This is a genomic window from Streptomyces sp. NBC_01306, from assembly GCF_026340465.1.
Lineage (GTDB): Bacteria > Actinomycetota > Actinomycetes > Streptomycetales > Streptomycetaceae > Streptomyces.
In genome coordinates this window covers 211259-232264 of sequence record NZ_JAPEPC010000002.1, presented here as the reverse complement: position 1 = coordinate 232264, position 21006 = coordinate 211259, and the positions used below count along the sequence as shown (strand labels likewise).

Here is a 21006-nt window from a genome sequence, read left to right as displayed (position 1 = left end):
GCGGCAGCGGTACGTCCACGGGCGGTCTCAGCCGGCCGCGGAGAGCAGGTCGGCCCGCGCACCCAGCTTCTCCAGAATCGCGTGCCGGGACACCACGGAGCCGCGCCCCGCCCCACCACCGGCCGGCGGCGCCAGCGGCTCCACGAGCGTCTCGGGGTCCGACTCGTAGAAGAAGACCAGCGACGTCAGCTCCTCGTCCGGGGCCTGCGCGCTCGGCCCGAGCACCCGGTGACGCAGCGCCCGCCACCGCCCGTCCGTCCACAGCTCCATCAGGTCACCGAGGTTGACGAGGAAGGCGTCCGGGTCGTAAGGAGGCGCGAACCAGCCCTCGGCCTCGTTCCACGCCTGCAGACCGCCCACGCCCTGCTGACGGCTGAGCAGGGTGAACGTGCCCAGGTCGGTGTGGGGGCCGTTGCGGAGCTGGCCGTCGGCCACCCCGCCGACGGCGTTCAGCGAGGGATACCAGCTGAGGTTCTGCGTCCACGTCGAGTGCCGGGCCCGCGATGTGAAGAAGTCCCCGGGCAGGCCGAGAACGGCGGCCAGCAGCGCGTTGATCTCCTCGGCGAGCCGGACCATGTGCGCGGTGTAGGCATCCGCCGCGGCCTTCAGCGACGGCAGTTCCCCGGGCCAGCGGTTGGCCGGGTAGTACAGCCGGTCCAGCGCGCTGGCGCCCTGCCCCTGCCCCGGCCCCGGCCCCAGATAGAACGACTCGTGCAGATCGGGAGCGTCCACGTCCGGCCCATCGCCGGGGGAGTGCTCGACGCCGACGCCGCCCGCGGGATGCATTTCGAGCCAGCCGCTGTCATAGGCCGCCCGGATGCCGTACTGAGACTTGACCGAACGCGGCAGGTCGAAGAACGCCCTTGCCTGGGCGCGCAGTTCCGTCATCAGGCGCCGGGGGACACCGTGCCCCCTCATGAGGAACGCACCCGTGCTCCGCAGGGCCGCATCCAGGACGGAGGTGATCTCCGCCTTCCCCGCCACTCCGGCGTGCCGCCACTGTGTGATGTCCACGGTCGGAATGCTCGTACTCACAGGATCTGCTCCTTCGGGGGGAGTGCCGGTGCGGTGGGACGGCTCAGGACGGCCGACCGTGGTGTGCGGGGGAGGACCGCGGCGACGGACGCGCCGAGGATGTGGAGCCCCTCGTCCAGCTCCTCGTCGCTCACGGTCAGCGGCGGAAGCAGCTTGACGACCTGCCCGGCCGCCCCGGATGTCTCCACCAGCAGCCCCCTGTCGAAGGCCGCCGCGCACACCTTGGCCGCGGTGCGGTCATCGGCCCCGCCCGTGACGGGGAAGGCGAGGCCCGCCGCGAGCCCGCGGCCCTTCACCCGGAGACCGGCACGAGGATGTGCGCCGGCGATCTCCGCCAGCGCGGTCGACACACGTTCCCCCGCGGCGCGCACCGACTTCTCCAGATTCCCCAGGGCGCCCCGTCCGCTCCAGTAGGTCCGCAGCGCCGCGGCCCCGGTCACGAACGCCGGGCTGACACCGCGGAAGGTGCCGTTGTGGTCGCCCGGCTGCCACACGTCCAGCTCCGGTCTGACCAGGGTGAGCGCCAGCGGGAGGCCGTACCCCCCGATCGACTTCGACAGGCAGACCATGTCCGGCACGATGCCCGCGTCCTCGAAGCTGAAGAACGGGCCCGTACGCCCGCAGCCCATCTGGACGTCGTCCACGATCAGCAGGACACCCTGCCGCCCGCAGACCGCGGCGAGTTCGCGCAGCCACGGCAATCCGGCCACCGCGAGCCCGCCTTCCCCCTGTACGGTCTCGACGATCACCGCACCCGGCTTGTCGAGCCCGCTCCCCGGGTCTGCGATCAGCTTCTCCAACTGCCCGAGCCCGCCTCCGGGTTCCGCCAGATATCCGTCGTACGGGTGGGGCACCGTGTGGGTCAGCGGCACTCCGGCGGCCGCCCGCTTGGCCGCGTTGCCGCTCACCGCGAGCGCGCCCAGCGTCATGCCGTGGAAGGAGTTCGTGAAACTCACGACCGTGGGCCGACCGGTGACCTTGCGGGCCAGCTTCAGCGCCGCCTCCACGGCATTGGCGCCGCCGGGCCCCGGGAACACCACCCGGTAGTCCAGTCCGCGCGGATCGAGGACGGTCTCCCGCAGCGCCTCCAGGAAGCCGCGCCGGGCGACGGTGAACATGTCGAGGGCGTGCGTGACGCCGTCGGCGGCGATGTAGGCGAGCAGGGCTTCCTTGAGGACCGGGTTGTTGTGGCCGTAGTTGAGAGCCCCGGCGCCTGCGAAGAAGTCGAGATAGCCACGTCCGCCCTCGGAGTACAGACGGCTTCCGGCCGCCCGGTCGAACACCACGGGCCAGGACCTGCTGTAGCTGCGTACACCGGATTCCAGAGCGTCGAAAATGGTCACTTCACGATCCGTTCTACGAACCAACGAGTTCTATCGGGCGTACCGAGTGGGGTCCTCGACGCCGGCGGTGATGAACGCCTCGCGCCGCTCGGCGCAGGCCGCGCACCGGCCGCAGTGCACCTCCTCGCCACGGAAGCACGTCCAGGTTTCGTCCCACGGCACCTTCAGCCCGGCGCCCAGCGTGATCACCTCGCTCTTGTGCAACTCGGCGAGAGGGGCGATCAGATCGAGGTCGGGGTGGCCGTGCCCACGGGTCGCGATCCGCTCCATCGCGACGAAGGCGCGAAGGAACTCCAGTGACGTGTCGGAGGGACCGATGTCGTCCGCCATCACACCGAACGCGACCACCGGGGCGTTCTCGACGACCGCCAGTGCGAACGCCACCGACAGCAGTACCGCGTTGCGGTTCGGCACGATGTTGGGATTGCTCCGGTGCGGTCCGGTGTCCGGGGGCACGGCCACCGCGGGGTCGGTCAGCGATGAGCCGCGGAACACCCCACGGACACCGCTCAGGTCCGCCTCCTCGTAGGGCGCGCCGAGCCGCTCGGCTGCCAGCCGGGCGAACTCCAGCTCTTTCCGGTGGCGTTGGCCGTAGTCCACGGCCAGCACATGTGGCTGATGGCCCTCGGCACTCAAGTGGTGCGCCATCGTGACGGAGTCGATCCCGCCGGACACCACCGCGATCACCTTGCTCAACTGCCCGTCCCCTGCCTCGTCCGCCTCGTCGCGGACGGACCCGTACAGTCCGCCGCTCGTCCGTGCTGACGTACAGAGGAATCATGGGGACACGGCCCTGGTGAGAGCCATGTCCTGCCGGACGAACCAGGGACCGGACGGGCGCCCTCCCGGCGGCGGTGCACGGACCGCTCGTACGGTCCGTGCACGGCCGCCGCAGCCGTCTCCCGGTGGGCCAGGCCCGGGTAGCGCAGGCGGTGGCGGTTCCGGAGCGGCCCGGCCCCTGGTCGGCCGAATCCGGAGGACTCCCGTGTCCCGGTCACGTAGCCCGCCACCCGGTCCAGCCGGTGACGAGAACCTCCACCACCTCACCGGCCGGCGGTCGTCCCGCGTACTGCTGCGGGTATTTCTCGGAGAGCAGCGCCGCGTAGCGCGCCGCTTCGGCGGACCGCTCGGCCGGCGGAAGGACTCGGGCCTGCCCGTCCGCGCGGGCCCACCACAGCTGGTCCCAGTCCTCCCGGTACTCGTCGGTGAGCAGGCAGACGTCCGGATTGGCACGGATGTTGGCCAGCCGTTTGAGACGGGGCGACCGTTTGGGCTTGTGGTCGACGGCCATGACCAGGGTCTCGCCGGTCACCGCGAAGACCACCGGCACCAGGTGCGGGCGCCCGGCCGCGTCAGCGGTCGCCAGGCGGGCGACCCGGCACGCCGCGAACCGCTCACGCGCCTGGGACCGGCTCAGGCGTGGCATCAGCGGAAGCGCGCCGCGACTTCGGCCAGCCGGTCGAGCTGTGCCAGGGCGGCGGGCTCCGGCTCGGACGGCAGGTAGAACAGCACCCGCTCCACATCGAGTTCCGCGTACTTCTCGATCGCTTCGGGGGTGTCGGGCACCGCGTAGACCGTCACCGGGACCGCACGGCCCGCCGCGGCCCGTACCTCCTCGATCTGCGACCGCAGTGTCTCGGGCGGGACACTGTTGGCGAGCCAGGCGTCGCCGAGTTCGGCGACCCGGGGGAAGGCGCCCTTTCCCCCGCCGACGTAGATGGGCGGGTGCGGTCGCTGCACGGGCTTGGGCCACGAGTAGACGGGATCGAAATCGACGAACGTGCCGTGGAACTCGGCTTTCTCCTTCGTCCACAGCTCGACGATCGCGCGCAGCCGCTCGTCGACGAGCCGGCCCCGGGTGGCGGCGTCGGTGCCGTGGTTGGCCATCTCCTCACGGTTCCAGCCGACGCCGACACCGAAGACGGCCCGGCCCCCGGAGATCAGGTCGAGCGAGGCGATGCCCTTGGCGGTGTGGATCGGGTCGCGCTGCGAGACCAGGGCGATGCCGGTCCCCAGCAGCAGACGCTCGGTGACGGTGGCGGCCGCGGTGAGTGCCACGAACGGGTCGAGCGTGCGGTAGTAAATGTCGGGGAGGTCGCCGCCGCCGGGGTACGGCGAGCGGCGGTCGACGGGGATGTGGCTGTGCTCGGCGATGAACAGCGAGTCGAAACCACGCTCCTCAATGGCCCGCCCGAGGGGAGCCGGCCGGATGCTCAGGTCGGTGATAAAGGTGGAGATCCCGAACTTCATACGGCTCCTTCGTCGCTGGTTTCCCGCCGGGCTCCGGCTCATCGGCCCGGTCGGGCGCAGTCGGGCACTGCTGGTGGGCCCGGCCGGCTGTCCATTCTCCGGGCCGGTGAAGGACGGCAGGCATACGGCGCGCCGGTCCCGGGAGCCGTCGACGCGCTTGGCGGCAACCAGTACACACAACCGACAAGAAGCTGTGACACAAGAACCGGAATCCACAGCTGTCCACCGGTCGTTTGCAGCGACATGACTGTGGGAGTAGTACTCAACGCACCGGACGCCGCCAACCAGGTCGATGCCACCGTGCAGCTCGGCGGGGAAGCCGCGGCCGCCGGGCTGAGGTCCGCCTGGTTGGGGCAGACCTTTGGCGCGGACTCACCTCAGCTCGCAGCGATCGTCGGGCGTGAAGTACCGGGCCTGCACGTGGGCACGTCCGCCATCCCCGTCTTCGGACGCCACCCGCTTGTTGTCTCCAGCCAGGCCCAGACGGCGCAGGCGGCCACGCACGGCCGCTACCACCTCGGACTCGCACTGGGCACCAAGCTCCTCACCGAGGGCGGCTTCGGTATTCCGTTCACCCGGCCCGTCGCCCGGCTGCGTGAATTCCTCGTAGCCCTGCGCCAGTTGACCGAGACCGGCTCCGCGGACTTTCACGGTGAGCTGTTCACGGCGACCACCCCGGTCTCCGCCCGCGTGCCCGGAGCCGAGGGCGGCGTCCCCCTGCTCGTGGCCGCCATGGGACCGCAGGCGCTGCGTGCCAGCGGGGAGCTGGCGGACGGGATCCTGCCCTATCTCGCCGGGCCCCGGGCCCTGGCCGAACACATCGTCCCGGCCGTCACAGCCGCGGCGGAGGCCGCGGGCCGCCCGGCGCCACGGATCGTGGCGCTCGTGCCGGGTGTGGTGACCGACGACGTCGAAACCGTACGACAGAAGGCGGGCGGACAACTCGCGTTCTACGAACAGATTCCGTCGTACGCCCGCGCCATCGAGCTCTCCGGAGGCAAACGGGCCGTGGATGTGGCCGTGATCGGCAACGAAAAGACGGTCGCCGACGAGGTACGGCGCTACCGGGACGCCGGGGCGACGGAGGTGGTGTTCTCGGGAACGGAGATCGCAGGAGACGCCGCCAGGCGCCGCACCTGGACGCTCCTGGGAGAGCTGGCGCACGCAAGCCCCTAGTCGTCCCCACCTTCGTGATCGCTGCCCGCATCGCCTGCGCCGGTCTGGGTGTTGGCCGTACGGTCGACCTCCAGCCATGAGTCCGCGTGCGAGTTGTCCACTTCGACCGCGGCGATGTGGGTGGGCAGGATCAGGGAGGACACGAGCAACGGGCGCTCTGTTGCGGCAGTGGAGACCCCCTGGCCCCACGCGGCGCTGATGGCCAGGCCGGCGGCCACCGTGAGGACGCTCCGGAATCGCGTCGTCAGGGGTGCCTGGTACACATGTGACGTGTCCGGGCGATACGCATGGCGTGGTGCCCTCGTACGGGTGGGAACGGCGCGTGGGTCGCGACGGGGGTTCATGGTGTGGCGCTCCTCTCGGCCACCGCGACGACGCGGTGGCCGTCGGCAGTCATGGCTGGCCGGCGGGCGGCCGGGCGGAGTTGTCGGATGTGTACCCGCGGCCGACGGCCGCGGGTACCCGATCAGACACCCACGCGTGACGCCGAGTCGTGGTGGCGGCTGATGTTGCGCTCCAGCAGTTGTGTCGACTCCGGGACGCCGACGCTTCGTGGGCCGCTCATCTCGGGGAGCCGTCCTTGCGCCGCCTTGAGGCCTCGCATGGAGGCATCGATGGCCTCGTGAGCAGCGAAGAGGCACGGGGTGGAGTAGATCGCCACGTCGACGTCCAGCGCGTCCAACTCCGGGAGCGACAGGCGCGGTGACTTGCCGCCGGCGATCTGATTGAAGAGCAGCGGCTTGTCCCCGATGACGTCTCGGATGCGGCGGATCCACTCCACACTGCGTACACCGTCGACGAGCACCACGTCGGCGTCGGTCTTGGCCAGCGCGGCGGCGCGGTAGAGGATGTCGTCCTCCTCGACCGCGTCGGTACGGGCCACCACGACCATGTCACCGCGGCATTCCAGCACCATGTTGAGCTTGTCCAGGTACTCCTCGAACGGCAGGACCTGCTTGCCGTCGGCGTGCCCGCAGCGGCGGGGGCGCTTCTGATCCTCCAGGATCACGCCGGACGCGCCGGCCCGGTGCAGGCGCTGCACGACGTGGCAGGCGACTTCCGGGTCCACATACCCGTCGTCGATGTCGACGAGGAGGTGCCGGCCCGGGAAGGCCAGCCGCAGCCGCTCCACGAACGCGACCATGTCCGGCCAGGCGATGTATCCGATGTCGGGAAGACCGTAGTGCGAAGCCGCAAAACCGAATCCCGAGACGAAGAACCCGTCGTAGTGTTCGGCGGCGACAGATGCCGAATACATGTCGTAGATACCGATGAGTGGTGTGGTGCCGGGCGCGGAGATCTCCTCGCGCAGCGCTGGTCCATAACGCATCGAACCTCCAAGGTTCCGATGTCGGAAGGGCGAGTTCGCCCTTCGCTTGACTCGGAATTTACAGACATTTGAAGTTCTGCTGGTAGGTCTCAGGATGCTCTCCTCGGGTGGAAAGAGGTATGGGCTTCCCTTTGCGTATCTGGGCAGAATCGTTTCGACATGAGAGCCGTTCGGATGACTCGGAAAGAATTCCGACCCGGGGGTGTCTGGGCGTGTTGGGTGCCGGAGACGGGTGAAGCGCCGTGGAGAGCCTGAGGCTCGGAGTGGGGGATTCGCCGGTTCCCATGCAGTCACGTTTTCGATGCCGGTGGCCGGGTCATCTCGCGCGCCGGAGCCTTGCCGGCCGGACGGCAGCGCTTCCGCCCACCGGCCGGGCGCGGGGCTGTTGGTGACCGAGTGGTACATCCGTCACGATCCCCGCTCAGCGGGGGCGGCCGGACGGAACTGGCCTTCTGAGCACCGGGTTTGAACCACGGACATCGCGGCAGTCGTCACACCGTCCGTGCCACCCGCAACTCAGTGAGATACCGCTTGGTGACCCGGCCTCCGTGCCGTCCGTCGATCAGTCCTTCGATGCACCTCAGCAACCCCTCGCGGGCCTCCGGTGGCAGCGCCCGGTGGCCGGAGTAGGTCCGCAGCACCTCCAGATACTCCGCCGTGGTGTACCCCAGGTCCCACTGATAGCGCCGACGGACGACAGGGCCGAACCGGCCGCTGCGAGCCACCTCGTCGACGTGGCCCGAGGTGTCGACGTCCTCCGCGGCGGGAGGGCGCAGCCCTGGAGGCGTGGCCGGATCGAAACGCTCGTAGCAGTCCTGGACCTCGGCGAAGAACTCCTCGCTACCGCCCGCCACATGCTGCGTGCCGACCACGGCGAGGGCGCCACCGGGGCGCAGCGCGTCGGCCGCCTTGACCATCCGCACCGCAGGGTCGATCCAGTGGTACGCCGTGGCCGAGACAACCGCGTCGAACGGTTCCTTCGGCAGGGGCCAGGTCTCGAAGTCCGCCGTCACGACTTCCACCGCCTCGAACCCGGCCAGGTTGCGCCGCGCGACGGCTGCCATGTGGGTGCCCAACTCCACTGCGGTGATCCGGCAACCCCGCCCGGCGAGCGGCACGGTCGCCTTGCCTGTGCCTGCCCCCACCTCCAGAACACGACAGCCGGGACCAGCGCCGGCGAGTGTGCCGAGGTCGTCGAACAGCTGTGGCGGATACCCGGGCCTGGCCCGGTCGTAGAGTTCCGCGTCCTCGTCGAAGGTCCGGCTCAGGCGGGCACGGCGCGTTGCGTCAGGAGTGTCGTCGTGCATGGCTCCATGCTAAAGATCGCTTTCGACTGTGATCAACAGCTCGCAGGGGGCGGTGCGTTGCCGGTCCTTCCCGCTTCTTGCGCCCCCGGGGCGGCGCCGGGCCTTCAGTGCAGAGCGGCCGTGCGCTGTGCGGCCGGGGCTGTGCAACCCCGGTCGCGGGGTTGCACAGGTGCGCGGCCGGTCAGAAGTTGAAGACCGAGCTCCCGGAGAGAGCCGCGTCCATCTGGCAGGCGTTGCCGTAGGTGGCCCGCCAGGCAACCCGTCGGCCCTGCCAGACGCCGTCGGCGGTCACCGTCACGGGAGCCCACAGGAACGAACACTCCCGGTCCGACGGGGTGGCGCCGAGGAGGCCCAAGTCACCGTCCACAGCCTTCAGTTCGGCGCACGCGGCCTTGCTCGCGGGGTGCGTTCCCTGCGGCTGGGGCGCACAGCTCAGGGTGACGGCACGCAGGACCGTCGATGCCACCTCGTCTCCGTGGCCGATGGTGAGCACCAGCGCGGAGGGGGCGTAGACGCTCGTCGGCTGGGCGTGTGCCGTTCCGGCGATGCCCGTCACGCAGGCCGCCGCCGCGAGTGCCGCCGCGCCGAGAGTCTTGAGGCTGTGCCGCATTTCGAATCTCCTGTCGAAGGGGGTGGTTGATTGCGGACAGGAGTCTGGCCGGTGCGGAGAGTTGCCGCACCTTGCTGATCGGTTTTCGGACGCAGATGTCCGCTCACGGTGACGGAAGGAGGGATACGGGCAGCTCATGGGGGACGGGAGGGGTGGTGTGGGTGTGTCCAACATGTGGACAAAATGAATTGGTCTCATCGTAAACTGCCTCCTGACCTGCATTGATGGGATTCTGGTTTCTTTTTCAAGTGCGGGCTTTCGGCGGGAAACAGGTGCGATTCCCCGTCGGTGCGTGCCGTGCCGCGGGTTCTTCGGCGGCCCGTGCAGGTGTCAGGGGACGCTTGGCCGTGACGTCGAGGAGGTCGTGTGAGCACCGAGCCGGGAGCATGTTCGTGAACCAGGAGGGTGGCGGTGAGCCGGACCGCGCCCAGGCCGGGGCACGGTCTAACCTCGGCACCACCGTTGCGACAGGCGGTCTCAGGACCCCGTCCACCGGGCCGGACGCAACGGACAACGGCTCACGCTACGACTCCCAGGAGAGTGAAACAGGATGGCCGCCGCGGAACCGCAGAAGATCACCACGTTCCTGATGTTCGAAGGCTACGCAGAGGAAGCGATGACGTTCTACACCTCGCTGTTCGATGATGCCGAGGTCATCGACATCACCCGTTACGGCGCCGGTGAATCGGGGGATGAGGGCACCGTTCATCGCGCCACGTTCTCACTCGCCGGGCAGCAGTTCATGTGCATCGACAGCAATGTGGAGCACAACTTCGGGTTCACCCCGGCGATCTCGCTGTACGTGCGGTGCCAGGACGAGGCCGAACTCGACCGCCTGTTCACGGCCCTCTCCGGGCGGGGCACGGTGCTGATGCCATTGGGGGACTACGGGTTCAGCACCAAGTTCGGCTGGGTGGAGGACCGCTTCGGCGTCTCCTGGCAGCTCGACCTGCCCGCGTAGGCCCGGCCCGCCGCTGCTCACTCTCCGGAGTGGCCGCAGTCGGCACGCCCTGGTCGCCCCACGCCGCGTGGCGCCGAGTCGTCCTCGGCGCACTCGGCGTGCTCGGCCGTCCCGGAGTCATCGGTCCCCGCAGTACGCATTCGGCTGACATGCCACCTTGACGCTGTATCAGCTCCGTTCTACGGTGACGCACCATCAACATTTACATCGATGCAAAGAGGTGCCACGGCTCATCGGAACAGGCACGCGAAGAAGGAGCCCCCCATGGGTACGCAACTCCACAGAACCGTAAATCCACTGCGCCTCCTACGCCTCCTGCGTCTGCTGGGCGTGCTGACCGCGCTCGGGCTGATCCTCACCGGAACGAGCACCGTGCGGCCCGCCACCGCCGCAGCGACGCCAGTCACCACTTCGGCGGCCCAGCAGGCCACCGCCGCTGGCACGTTCCGCAACCCCCTCAACACCGGCCCCGACCCGTTCATGACGTACTGGAACGGGAACTACTACCTGACCACCACTCAGGGCAACAGCATCCGAATGTGGCGCTCGCCGTCCCTGAGTACCCTGCTCACCGCCGATCCCATCACCGTCTGGACCGACAGCGACAGCTCCCGGAACCGGGACATCTTCGCCCCCGAGTTCTACCGCTTCGGCGACCGCTGGTACCTCTACTACACTGCCGACGACGGCGTCGACGACCACCACCGGATCTACGTCGCGGAGTCCGACGGCGACGACCCGGCGGGCTCCTACCACTTCAAGGCGGAGCTGGCGCCGCCCAACCACGCCGCCGACTTCGCCATCGACCCCGGCATCCTCCAGCACAACGGCCGTCTCTACCTGGCCTACAGCGGCATCAACCAGTACCAGCACAACGGCCTGAACATCGCTCCCCTGTCGAATCCGTACACCGTCTCGGGCGACGCGGTCGCCATCGACGCGGCCGGCGGCTGCCCCGAGGTCCGTGAGGGCCCTGAGTTCCTGTACCGCAACGGACGCACATGGATGACCTACTCCACCTGCGACACCGGGAAACCGGACTACCAGATCTGGATGATGTCGCTCCCGTCCGACGCCGACCCGCTGGTACCCGGCAACTGGACGCAGCACCAGGGCCCGGTCTTCTCCCGCGCCGACGACCACGGGGTCTTCGGCCCCGGCCACCACGCCTTCTTCCGTTCCCCCGACGGTACCGAGGACTGGATGGTCTACCACGCCAAGAGCACCTCGGCCGTCACCTACAGCAACCGCACCACACGCGCTCAGCGCATCGGCTGGAACGCCGACGGAAGCCCCGACCTCGGCCGCCCGCTCGCGATGGGCGCCACCCAGGATCTCCCGTCCGGGGACCCGGGGCCGGGCGCGTACTGGATCAATGACGACGGCCGTTCCAGCGGCGACGGGACCGTCGCCTACACCGGTGACTGGAACTCGGGCACCGGCTGCGCCACCCAGTGCTTCTGGGGCGACGACCACTGGAGCGACGGCGCCGGAAACACCGCCACGTTCACCTTCACCGGCACCCGGATCGCTCTGCTGTCCGTCCGTGACACCGGCAACGGATATGCGGGCCTCAGCATCGACGGTGGCCCCGAACAGCGGTTGGACTACTACGGCGCGATCCGCACCGGGGAGACGCTCCAGTTCGTCAGCCCGCGCCTTCCCTACGGAAAGCACACGCTGCGGGTACGGGTGACGGGCGATCACGACGGGCAGTCCCAGGCGTCCTACGTGAGTGTGGACCGGGCGGAGGTCTATGTGAACTGACGCCGTCCGAACCGGTCTTCGCTGCCGAACTGGAGGAGGGGTACGGGAACAACTCGTTCCCGTACCCCTCCTGTGTGTTTCTGTGCGAGCGGATCAGTGCCTCGCCGCCTCCGCGGTGCTCAGTGCAGGGTGAATTTCTGTGCCGCCGCTCCGTTGCAGTCCCAGATCCGCAGGTGGGTGCCGTTGGCGGTCGCGCCGTCGGGGGAGTCGAGGCAGCGGCCCGACTGGGGGTTGAACAGCGAACCGTCGGAGCGCTGCTGCCAGACCTGACCGCCGACACCGTTGCAGTCCCACAGTTCGACCTGGGTGCCATTGGCCGTGCCGTTGCCGTCGATGTCCAGGCATCTGCCGATCGTGCTCAGGGAGCCGTTGGTGTGGTGCTGCCAGTACTGGTCCTCGGCGTAGGACTGGCAGTTCCACAGCTGGACGGCCGTGCCGTTGGTGCCGGTGTCGTCAGCCGCGACGTCGACGCACTGACCGCCCGGACCCGTGATGGTGCCCTGCGGGCCGTTGGGTACGTCCGTCTCACCCGAGTAGCCGACGGAGGCGACGTTTCCCTGTACGGCGTTCTCGGCGGCGTCGGTCGGGTAGCCGGCGACCATCACGCCTTCGAAGAAGGTGCCCATGTTCCAGTTGCTGTTGTCCCCGCCCGTGCCGAGGATGATCCCGCCCTCCTGGTGCATCGGCATATAGCCGCCACGGGTCGGCAGTGAGCCGTTCCACCAGGTCGACAGGGAGCCCGACTGCGCGTTGGCGCCCTTGAGTGCGTATGTCGTCTGCCCGTTGTTCTTCAGCATGGCCGTCACGAACGGACTCTTGTTGCCGGCGTTCGCGGTGTTGGAGCCGTTGTCCCCCTGGAACATGCCGTTCTCCATGTCCGCCTCGACCCAGGGGCCCGAGCCGGTGCACGGCGCGAAGTAGCAGGTGGTCGCGATGGACACCGCGTCCATGTGGCCGTTTCCGGTGTCGGCCGGTGTGCTCTCGGCGTTGCCGTAGTCGAAGCAGCAGGCAGAACCGACATGGGTGCCGCTGGCCACCATGTAGGCGCCCTCGGCCTGACCGTTCACGGCGACACCCGAGGCCGCGCCGGTGGAGCGGTAACCGACCCCGGGTGAGATCCAGATGCCGTACACCTTGTGGCCACCGGCCGTGACGGCGATCTCACCGGCGTCGGCCCCGCGGTCAGCGCCCATGCCGGAGGTGCCGGCCGGTCCCGGGGTGAGGTCGTTGTGGCGCGAGGTCTGGTCGTAGACCTTGGTGACGCGGCAGGTGGTGTCCTGGCAGAAGGTGTCCTGCTGGGCGGCGTTGGCGTACCCGCCCTGAGCCAGCAGACCGATGTCGGACCGGGCGCCGTCCGAGGCGCGGGTGACCTGGTACAGGGGGCCGTTGTAGGAGGACAGCAGGGCGCGTGTCGTGCTGTGCGCCGCGACGCACGGGGTGCCGGCGGCGCTGTAGATGTCGCAGGGCAGCGAGCCGGCCGCCTGCGACAGGGAGGGAAGGCCGATCAGGGCACCGAGAACGAGCCCGAGGGCGGCCACGGCTGTCAGCAGCTGTCTCCGGAGACGGTGAGCCGGCGGCCCCGCGGGGAGACGCGCAACGGCTCGTGCGGCTACGGATCTGTCGTCTCTGTCGTCGCGCATGGTGTGCTCCCGGTGATGTGGTGGGGGGAACGGAGCTCAACCTGCCGTTGCGGTACCGGAGTTCACACCGCTCGGCGCCTTCGCCGGGAAGGTACGCGCACGGGGTGTCCGCGTCAATATTTGTTTGCTTCGGTTTTCCTTCCGTACGTGGAAACGGTCAGAATCTGTCGACTTTCGTGCGGCTGAGCCCGGCAGCGGGGGGCAGTCGGACATCCGCCACGGCCGGGCCCCGCTCGGTCCGGGGCGGGCTGCCTGACCGACGCCGTTGTCTGTGCCGAATTGACCTCAACCGTGGTTCATGTCCGAGGCTGCTCATGCGGCATCGGCCGCGACCAGGGATGTGCCCCCGGGACCGATCGTTCCGAACAAGGAGGTCCGGCAATGACCGAGACGGTGACCCAGTGGATCAGGCAACATGCCCATCGCCTCACCACCCTCGACCCCGAAGCCCCGTGGACCGATCTCCGGCCGATGGCCGACATCGTGCGCGATGCCAAGGTCGTAGCCATCGGTGCCTCAACCCGTCAGGCCCATGAACTGTCCACCCTCTCGCACAGGCTCCTCCGGCTGCTGGTCGAGGAACTGGGATTCCGTTCACTCGCACTGGAGGGGGACGATGCGTCACGGCTAGGACTCGACGAGTACATCAGAACCGGAACGGGTGACCCGCGGGCGCTGCTGGCCGAGGCGCGGTCCTTCTGGCAGACCGAGGAAATCCTCGACGTCATCCGCTGGATGCGCTCCTACAACCATCACCACCCCGATGACCCGGTTCGGTTCGCGGGGGACGTCCGCTCTCCCCGGGTACCGCCCGCCCGGCTCGACGGCCTGGCGGGTATCGAGCGGAGTCTGGCCGACGACACGATCCGATGGCACGAACACACCGGGGACAGGATTGTCCACTGGGGTGGCATCGCGCACACCGCCAATGGCGATCCGCGGACCGTCTCGCCCTCCTCACCGCCGCTGACGCACCGTAACGCGGGCAGTTACCTCCGAGAGCATTTCGGCGCCGGCTATGTATCCGTCGGCCTGACCTTCCATCACGGCATGGCTCCCTGCCCCGTCCCGGCCCCGCCGGCGGAGTTCGCTGACGCGGTCCTGGGAGGAACCGGTCTGGACGCCTACCTTCTGAACCTGCACGCCGATGGTCCTGCGGCTGTCCGCACCTGGCTCGAAACGCCGACCAGGACGCGTCTGATCGGTCCTCACTACGACCCCGAGCACAACGCCGATTACCACCTTTCCGGCGGATCGCTCGCAGGCTGGTTCGACACCATCCTCCACGTTCACAAGGTCACCCCGGTCCAGTTCCTCTCTCGCGCAAGGAGTTGAGTTACCGTGGTGATTAGTTTGATGTCTATCGTACAAGGAGGTGAGGGCCGTGCGCGTGATCGGCCTGACCGAGTTCGGCGGACCCGAGGTACTGCGGGTGATCGAGCTGCCCGATCCGGTGCCCGGCAGTGGTGAGGTGCGCATCCGGGTGCGCGCCGCCTCGGTCAACCCCACCGACACGCTGTTGCGTTCCGGTGCCCTGAGCGTGCGGTTGAACGGTCGTTCCGGGCCGTACGTCCCGGGTATGGACGCGGCGGGCGTGGTGGACGCGATCGGGCCGGACACCGATACCCCACTCCGGGAGGGGGATGCGGTGATCGCGATCGTCCGCCCTTATGAGCCGCGCGGCGGTGCCTACGCCGAGTTGGTCGTGGTGCCCGCCGAGTCGGTGGTGCCGATTCCGTCCGGTGTGGACTTCCCGGCCGCCTCGACGCTGCTGATGAACGCCCTCACCGCCCGAGTCGGGCTGGACCTGCTCGCCGTGCCGGCTGGTGGCACCGTCGCGGTGACCGGAGCGGCCGGGGCCTTCGGTGGATACGCGGTGCAGCTGGCCAAGAGCGATGGACTGCGTGTGCTGGCGGACGCCTCACCGGCCGACATGAAACTGGTGGCCGGCCTGGGCGCCGACGAGGTGGTGACGCGCGGTGACGACGTCGCCGACCGGTTCCGCGCGCTCGCGCCCGACGGGGTGGACGGCGTACTCGACGGGGCGATGCTGCACGAGCTGGTCGTCCCGGCCGTCCGGGACGGTGGTGGGATCGCCGTCATCCGCGGCTGGGACGGTCCGGTCGACCGCGGTGTCAGGGTGCACCCGGTCTGGGTGAACGAGGCGGCCACCGACCACGCCCGCCTGCTCCGGCTCCGGGACCAGGCCGATACGGGCGAGCTGACTCTGCGGGTGGCCGACGTACTGCCCGCCGCCCACGCGGCCCAGGCGCACCGGCGGCTGGCCGAAGGCGGGCTGCGGGGCCGTCTCGTGCTGGACTTCACCGCCGTGTAGCACTGCTCCCTGGGGCATTTCGAACGACTCACCGAAGAACTGGGACAGGCTCTGTGATTTACACCAATTTCCCGACACCGCACGTCAGTTGGGCTACTTTCGGATGCGAGGTGCTCCATGCCGGAGCATCAAGAAGCAGGGGGAAGAAAGTATGCGCAAGATCGCGATGACCGCCGCAGGGCTGTCCCTGGCCGCCGGAGTGCTCGGCGCTGGACTCGCCGTAGCGCCCAGCGCCGATGCGGCGACGGCCTGTCCGTCCGGAGCGTTCTGTATTCGTGAGACGAACGGCACCATCCTGAGCAAGAACATCTTCTACAGCTACGGCAACCACAACCTGTCGAACGTCACCGGCAAACGTGTCCTGATCAACAACCAGACCGGCGGCGCGGGATTCAAGCTCTGCTTCGGGTACAACGGCACCCGCTGCTCCGCCGTGGACCGCGCCAAGGGCACCTTCTCGCCGTACGACATGACGCCGATCAACTCCGTTGTCCTCGTGAAGTAACCAACACCGAGAACACCAACACCGAGAACGCCAGCGCCGTCCCGGTCGGCGCCCGCGCTGGGCGCCGACCGGACCTGGCAGCGGCACTGCCCGTCAGTCGGACCCGTCGGACCGATCTGGCGGGCTTCCTGTCTGCCCGGTCAAAATCCGCCGAAGTTCGGCGGTTCCGGCGAGCCCGGCGGCGGCCTGGGCGCGGTGCGCCCCGCGTGTCACACCGATACGTACCTGCCCCACCCGGCGACTCTCTCTGTCGCCACCGCCGCGATGAGCGAGGCGATGGCGGCCGCCCTGGCCGGTGCTCTCACCGGTTCACCCGACGGAGTGACCCGGCCGGCACCGCCTGTACCGCCGGCTTCCACGGCAGCCCCGAGCCGCTGAGAAGTGCCCTGTGAGGCAATGACGCCGCGTCCGAAACACAAACTTAACAAGAGTTTACCGGTGAGAAACGACACTCAGGCGGTCGTTGCTCCGGGTGGTGAAGCCGGCACAACAAGAGAGATGGTGGATACAACTAATCCCCCCCACGGAGAGGTTGTCCCCTGTGTGCGGCATAACTGGATGGGTGTCCTATCGACGCGACTTGACGGCCCATCGGGAGACCGTCGATGCCATGACCGAAACGATGTCCTGCCGTGGCCCTGACGCTCAGGGGGCCTGGCTGACGCCGAGGGCCGCGCTCGGGCATCGCCGGCTCGCCGTCATCGACCTCCCCGGCGGAGCTCAGCCGATGGAGGCGCGGACCGAGAACGGCACCGTCGCGATGGTGTACTCCGGCGAGGCATACAACTACGTCGAGCTGCGCGAGGAACTGCGCCGCCACGGACACCGCTTCGAGACCGATTCCGACACCGAAGTCGTGCTGCGGGGCTACCTCCAGTGGGGCGAGGAAGTGGCCGGCAAGCTCAACGGTATGTACGCGTTCGCGATCTGGGACCCGCGTACGGAGAAGCTGGTCATGATCCGGGACCGGATGGGCATCAAGCCTTTCTACTTCTACGAGACCGACGACGGCGTGCTGTTCGGCTCGGAACCCAAGGCCATTCTGGCCAACCCGCTGGCCCCGGCCGTCGTCGGCAGGGACGGGCTGCGGGAGATCTTCTCGTTCGCCAAGACCCCCGGGTTCGCGGTGTGGGAGGGAATGCGGGAACTGAAGCCCGGTCATGTGGCGATTCTGGACCGCAACGGCCTGCGCGAGCACGCCTACTGGCAGCTGGAAGCCACCGAGCACACCGACAGCCGGCAGACCACCGTCACGCATGTGCGTGAACTGCTGGAGGACATCATCGCCCGTCAGCTCGTGGCGGACGTGCCCCGCTGCTCCCTGCTCTCCGGCGGGCTCGACTCCTCCGCGATGACCGCCCTGGCCGCCGAGCAGCTCGGCGAACACGGCGAGACCGTACGCAGTTTCGCCGTCGACTTCCCGGACCAGGCGAAGAACTTCCGTGCCATGGACATCAGTCCGACACAGGACACCCCCTTCGTGCACGCGGTCAGGGAACACATCAACTGCGACCACAGCGACATCATGCTGGACGGTGCCGCTCTGTCCGACCCGGCGGTACGGCGGGCTGCCGTCGGCGCACGTGACCTGCCGGTGGGACTCGGCGACCGCGACAACTCCCTCTACCTGCTGTTCGCGGCGGTCCGCGAACACTCCACGGTCGCCCTGTCGGGAGAGTCCGCCGACGAGGTATTCGGCGGCTATCCGTGGTTCCATGACGAGCGGCGTGAGGCGCAGACCTTCCCCTGGCTGGCCGGAGACTCCCCGATCGACCTGACGGGCGCTCTGTCGGACGACCTCGCGCACACTCTGGAACTCGACTCCTATCTGCACGACAGCTACTCCACCGCCCTGGCGGAGGCCCCTCTCAAAGAAGGGGAAAGCGGGCTGGAGAAGCGGATGCGGCAGGTCTGCTACCTGCACTTGAGCCGCATGGTGCAGTCCCTCCTGGACCGGAAGGACAGGATGAGCATGGCGGTGGGGCTGGAGGTCCGGGTGCCGTTCTGCGACCACAGGCTGGTGCAGTACGTCTTCAACACCCCGTGGTCGATGAAGACGTTCGACGGGCGGGAGAAGAGCATCCTGCGCGAGGCCACACGCGACCTGCTGCCGGACTCGGTGGTGCAGCGCAAGAAGAGCGGCTACCCCGGCAGCTTCGACCCCAACTACGTGGCGGCCATCCAGGCGCAGACCTCCGACCTGCTCGCATCGGGCCACCCCGCCCTGGACCTGTGCCAGCGCACCCGGCTCCAGGAGGCCGCCCGGGCCGACGGTGCGACGATCACCACTCGCCAGCGCTCCCACCTGGAACGGGCGCTCGACCTGGCCACCTGGTTCGACCTCCACAAGCCGGTCATCAGCCTGAGCTGAATGGCCGGGACCGCCGCGTGACTGTCGTCGACACAGGCCGGGACAGTGCCCGCAGGGCCGTACGGAGGCTATGCGCGCACGGCCGTGCCGAGGCCGCCGAGTGAACGCATGAGGATCACATAGGCGGCCGACGCGACGACCATGCCGACGGGCAGCGCCAGGTCAACTCCGCCCAGGGCGGCGGCTATCGGGCCGGTGTACAGCGTGTTCACACAGAGCGCGGACGCGACGACGCCCGCCACGAGCGCGCCGGCGCCGGCCCAGTTGACGCCCCCGGTGTACCAGAAGGTGCTGCCGGGGGCCTCGTCCGTGAGCGCGAGGCCGTCGTAGCGGTTGCGGCGCAGCAGGATGTCGGTGGCGTAGATGGCCATGCTGGGGCCGAGCAGTACGACGGTCAGCTGGAGGACATTACTGACGGTGTCCAGGAAGTTGGACACGAGCAGCGCGTACAGGGTCAGGGCGACGGCGGCGGTCCCGTCGAAGAGCACGCTGACGGAGCGGCGGATACGGATGCCGACGGCCTGGAGGGCCAGCCCGGCGCTGTAGGCGGTCAGAGCGTTGATGGAGATCGTGCCGAGCACCAGGGCGAGCAGGAAGACGGGGGTGAACCAGACCGGCAGGATCTTCGCCAGCGCGGCCTGCGGGTCGGTCATGTCGACCGTGGTTGCGGCGAACGCGCCGAGGGAACAGACGACCACACTCGGCAGGAAGCTGCCGAGCGCGGTCCAGCCCACGATCGCCCTCCGGGGCGTCGTGCTGGGCAGGTAGCGGGAGAAGTCGGCGCTGGTGGTGTAGGAGAGCGGGCCCGATGCGGTGAGCGTGACCCCGGCGATAAGGGTGGCCCACAGGTCCACACCGGTCAGCGGTTTCGTGGGTACGTACGAGAAGTCGGTGTGCCCGATCACGCTGACGGCCACGACGGCGAAGGCGACGGTGAGGACCACCGTGATCGGAAGGTAGAGCTTCACGATCGTGGCGTGCCCATAGACGCTGATGGTCAGGGTGAGGGCGGCGATAACCACCACGACAACGCACTTGACGCCGGTGGTCGCCGGGATGCCGCACTTCTCGACGAGGGAGAAGGCGGCGACCGCGGCGGCGGACAGGTTGAGGGCGAAGTAACAGACGGAGATCATCCAGCCGACGACCGCGTTGTTGACCCGGTTGCCGAGGATGCCGTACATGGTCCGCGTGATCACCTCGCTCGGGGCGCCGGCAGCCGGTCCGGAGACGGCGAGAAACCCGGTGAGCACCCAGAAGAGGTTGCCCACGACGAGCACGGACAGGGCCTGCCACAGGCTCAGGCCCATGAGGATCAACGCGCCGCCGACCACCAGGTTGAGGTAGTTGACGTTGGCCGCCGCCCAGACGGAGAACAGCTCCCGCGCCCTGCCATGCCGGTCCGCCTCCGGGATGTGGTCGATGCCGTGGGCCTCAATACGGACCGCACGCTCCGATGGGACTGCGTCGGACGTGCCGGGGCGCGGGTCGGGAATCGTGGACGCCATGAGGTCCTCCGAGGGTGGTCGTCACTCACTGTTTGCTTATTGGTCGCACACTCAATAGCATCCGGGGTATGTCGTCAAGCGTTCAGCGCAAGCGAGTTCGGAAGCCACCAGCCGCCCGACGTGCGGAAATCGTTGCCGCGGCCGCCGCCGTCGCCCTGACCGAGGGCCTGGAGTGCGTCACGCTCCGGCGGATCGGTGAAGAGCTCGACGTCCGGCCCGGACTGATCAGCCACTACTTCCCCTCGGCGGAGGACCTCGTGGCTGAGGCGTTCGGCAGCGCCGCGAGCGGCGAACTCGACACCCTCCTGCCGGCCGAGCGGCCCGACGGGAGCCCCACGCAGCACCTGGCGCGGTTCTTCGCCGACACGACAGGTGAGGCGTACGACGACCTCAGCCGGCTCTGGATCAACGCGCGGCACCTCAGCCGCTACCGGCCCGTGCTGCGCGACCGGGTCGCGGAGCAGGAGGCCTTGTGGCGCGGACGGCTGGGGGACCTTGTGCGGCAGGGCGTCGACAAGGCTGAATTCCGTACTGCTGACCCGTATGTGAGTGCCATTCAGATCCTGGTGGTACTCGACGGCCTCGGCGTCCACGCCAACACGGACATCAGCAGCCACCCGGAGGCCGTGAGGTACATGGCCGTCATCACGGCGGAGCGCGAACTCGGGCTGGCCTGCGGCGCGCTCGGCCGGCCGGTCGACACATCCGCCGACGCACCCGCCGACGCATCCACCGGAACATCCACCGGAACGTCCACCGGTTCACCCGCCGGTTCGGCCGCTGATCCCGGCACGGAGCCGGCCGCCGACTAGTACCGCCGGCCGGCGCCACCGACCAGTGCCACGCCACCGACCAGTGCCACGGCGCC

The 21006-nt window shown here is 68.9% G+C and carries 19 protein-coding genes; 8 read left to right on the top strand and 11 right to left on the bottom strand.

Going from position 1 to position 21006, the window contains the following annotated elements:
- Positions 1-27: 27 nt before the first annotated feature.
- The 5 genes from OG385_RS34265 to OG385_RS34245 all read right to left on the bottom strand — a co-directional run bounded on the left by OG385_RS34265 (position 28) and on the right by OG385_RS34245 (position 4628).
- A complete protein-coding gene (locus tag OG385_RS34265; protein WP_266861752.1) occupies positions 28-1035 on the bottom strand; it encodes an isopenicillin N synthase family oxygenase in 1008 nt (335 codons plus the stop codon).
- Positions 1032-2378, bottom strand: a complete 1347-nt coding sequence (gene ectB, locus OG385_RS34260) for a diaminobutyrate--2-oxoglutarate transaminase (protein ID WP_266861750.1) — start codon at positions 2376-2378, stop codon at positions 1032-1034. Before ectB ends, OG385_RS34265 begins: the two co-directional genes overlap by 4 nt.
- Positions 2379-2408: 30 nt before the next feature.
- Positions 2409-3065 (bottom strand): 7-cyano-7-deazaguanine synthase, encoded by a 657-nt coding sequence (locus OG385_RS34255; protein WP_266862171.1) that lies wholly within the window; start codon positions 3063-3065, stop codon positions 2409-2411.
- A gap of 307 nt (positions 3066-3372) precedes the next feature.
- Positions 3373-3804 carry a TIGR03668 family PPOX class F420-dependent oxidoreductase gene (locus OG385_RS34250; protein ID WP_266861748.1) on the bottom strand — a complete coding sequence of 144 codons (432 nt, stop codon included), beginning with the start codon at positions 3802-3804 and terminating at the stop codon, positions 3373-3375.
- Entirely contained in the window at positions 3804-4628 is an 825-nt protein-coding gene (locus tag OG385_RS34245) for an LLM class F420-dependent oxidoreductase (protein WP_266861746.1), read from the bottom strand. The genes OG385_RS34250 and OG385_RS34245 overlap by 1 nt, the downstream gene beginning before the upstream one ends.
- Positions 4629-4871: 243 nt before the next feature.
- Between OG385_RS34245 and OG385_RS34240 the strand changes: the two genes are divergently transcribed.
- Positions 4872-5804: an LLM class F420-dependent oxidoreductase gene (locus OG385_RS34240; protein ID WP_266861744.1), complete on the top strand. Its 933-nt coding sequence runs from the start codon at positions 4872-4874 to the stop codon at positions 5802-5804.
- Here the strand turns inward: OG385_RS34240 and OG385_RS34235 are convergent.
- The 4 genes from OG385_RS34235 to OG385_RS34220 form a co-directional block, all read right to left on the bottom strand.
- Positions 5801-6067, bottom strand: coding sequence for a hypothetical protein (locus OG385_RS34235; protein WP_266861742.1), 267 nt, complete (start codon positions 6065-6067; stop codon positions 5801-5803). The genes OG385_RS34240 and OG385_RS34235 overlap by 4 nt on opposite strands.
- A gap of 203 nt (positions 6068-6270) precedes the next feature.
- Positions 6271-7134 carry an oxaloacetate decarboxylase gene (locus OG385_RS34230; RefSeq protein ID WP_266861740.1) on the bottom strand — a complete coding sequence of 288 codons (864 nt, stop codon included), beginning with the start codon at positions 7132-7134 and terminating at the stop codon, positions 6271-6273.
- A 491-nt stretch (positions 7135-7625) separates the two neighbouring features.
- A complete protein-coding gene (locus OG385_RS34225) occupies positions 7626-8441 on the bottom strand; it encodes a class I SAM-dependent methyltransferase (protein ID WP_266861738.1) in 816 nt (271 codons plus the stop codon).
- Positions 8442-8622: 181 nt separating this feature from the next.
- On the bottom strand, positions 8623-9051 hold the full coding sequence (locus OG385_RS34220; protein ID WP_266861736.1) for a subtilase-type protease inhibitor: 429 nt from the start codon (positions 9049-9051) through the stop codon (positions 8623-8625).
- Positions 9052-9601: 550 nt separating this feature from the next.
- Here OG385_RS34220 and OG385_RS34215 point away from each other — a divergent pair.
- A complete protein-coding gene (locus tag OG385_RS34215) occupies positions 9602-10012 on the top strand; it encodes a VOC family protein (protein ID WP_266861734.1) in 411 nt (136 codons plus the stop codon).
- A 264-nt stretch (positions 10013-10276) separates the two neighbouring features.
- Positions 10277-11779: a family 43 glycosylhydrolase gene (locus OG385_RS34210; RefSeq protein ID WP_266861732.1), complete on the top strand. Its 1503-nt coding sequence runs from the start codon at positions 10277-10279 to the stop codon at positions 11777-11779.
- A gap of 119 nt (positions 11780-11898) precedes the next feature.
- Here OG385_RS34210 and OG385_RS34205 read toward each other — a convergent pair whose 3' ends face one another.
- Positions 11899-13317 carry an arabinofuranosidase catalytic domain-containing protein gene (locus tag OG385_RS34205; protein WP_353963182.1) on the bottom strand — a complete coding sequence of 473 codons (1419 nt, stop codon included), beginning with the start codon at positions 13315-13317 and terminating at the stop codon, positions 11899-11901.
- Between the two features lie 483 nt (positions 13318-13800).
- Between OG385_RS34205 and OG385_RS34200 the strand changes: the two genes are divergently transcribed.
- The 4 genes from OG385_RS34200 to asnB all read left to right on the top strand — a co-directional run bounded on the left by OG385_RS34200 (position 13801) and on the right by asnB (position 18630).
- The gene (locus OG385_RS34200; protein ID WP_266861729.1) at positions 13801-14754 is read left to right on the top strand and encodes an erythromycin esterase family protein; all 954 of its coding nucleotides are present in this window, start codon (positions 13801-13803) and stop codon (positions 14752-14754) included.
- Between the two features lie 49 nt (positions 14755-14803).
- Positions 14804-15754, top strand: a complete 951-nt coding sequence (locus OG385_RS34195) for an NADP-dependent oxidoreductase (protein ID WP_266861727.1) — start codon at positions 14804-14806, stop codon at positions 15752-15754.
- 151 nt (positions 15755-15905) lie between these two features.
- Complete coding sequence (locus OG385_RS34190) at positions 15906-16259, top strand: hypothetical protein (RefSeq protein WP_266861725.1); 354 nt, start codon at positions 15906-15908, stop codon at positions 16257-16259.
- A gap of 541 nt (positions 16260-16800) precedes the next feature.
- The gene (asnB, locus tag OG385_RS34185; RefSeq protein WP_266861723.1) at positions 16801-18630 is read left to right on the top strand and encodes an asparagine synthase (glutamine-hydrolyzing); all 1830 of its coding nucleotides are present in this window, start codon (positions 16801-16803) and stop codon (positions 18628-18630) included.
- Positions 18631-18698: 68 nt separating this feature from the next.
- On the opposite strand, the gene OG385_RS34180 is transcribed toward asnB, so the two are convergent.
- Entirely contained in the window at positions 18699-20138 is a 1440-nt protein-coding gene (locus OG385_RS34180) for a cytosine permease (protein ID WP_266861722.1), read from the bottom strand.
- 68 nt (positions 20139-20206) lie between these two features.
- Between OG385_RS34180 and OG385_RS34175 the strand changes: the two genes are divergently transcribed.
- Positions 20207-20950: a TetR/AcrR family transcriptional regulator gene (locus OG385_RS34175; protein ID WP_266861720.1), complete on the top strand. Its 744-nt coding sequence runs from the start codon at positions 20207-20209 to the stop codon at positions 20948-20950.
- Positions 20951-21006: the final 56 nt, after the last annotated feature.

What these genes read in the sequence shown, in the direction of transcription:
- OG385_RS34250 (WP_266861748.1), bottom strand. Translation starts at nt 3,804, where the DNA reads ATGCCACGCCTGAGCCGGTCCCAGGCGCGTGAGCGGTTCGCGGCGTGC.
- OG385_RS34245 (WP_266861746.1), bottom strand. Translation starts at nt 4,628, where the DNA reads ATGAAGTTCGGGATCTCCACCTTTATCACCGACCTGAGCATCCGGCCG.
- OG385_RS34240 (WP_266861744.1), top strand. Translation starts at nt 4,872, where the DNA reads ATGACTGTGGGAGTAGTACTCAACGCACCGGACGCCGCCAACCAGGTC.
- OG385_RS34230 (WP_266861740.1), bottom strand. Translation starts at nt 7,134, where the DNA reads ATGCGTTATGGACCAGCGCTGCGCGAGGAGATCTCCGCGCCCGGCACC.
- OG385_RS34225 (WP_266861738.1), bottom strand. Translation starts at nt 8,441, where the DNA reads ATGCACGACGACACTCCTGACGCAACGCGCCGTGCCCGCCTGAGCCGG.
- OG385_RS34220 (WP_266861736.1), bottom strand. Translation starts at nt 9,051, where the DNA reads ATGCGGCACAGCCTCAAGACTCTCGGCGCGGCGGCACTCGCGGCGGCG.
- OG385_RS34215 (WP_266861734.1), top strand. Translation starts at nt 9,602, where the DNA reads ATGGCCGCCGCGGAACCGCAGAAGATCACCACGTTCCTGATGTTCGAA.
- OG385_RS34210 (WP_266861732.1), top strand. Translation starts at nt 10,277, where the DNA reads ATGGGTACGCAACTCCACAGAACCGTAAATCCACTGCGCCTCCTACGC.
- OG385_RS34200 (WP_266861729.1), top strand. Translation starts at nt 13,801, where the DNA reads ATGACCGAGACGGTGACCCAGTGGATCAGGCAACATGCCCATCGCCTC.
- OG385_RS34190 (WP_266861725.1), top strand. Translation starts at nt 15,906, where the DNA reads ATGCGCAAGATCGCGATGACCGCCGCAGGGCTGTCCCTGGCCGCCGGA.
- OG385_RS34180 (WP_266861722.1), bottom strand. Translation starts at nt 20,138, where the DNA reads ATGGCGTCCACGATTCCCGACCCGCGCCCCGGCACGTCCGACGCAGTC.
- OG385_RS34175 (WP_266861720.1), top strand. Translation starts at nt 20,207, where the DNA reads ATGTCGTCAAGCGTTCAGCGCAAGCGAGTTCGGAAGCCACCAGCCGCC.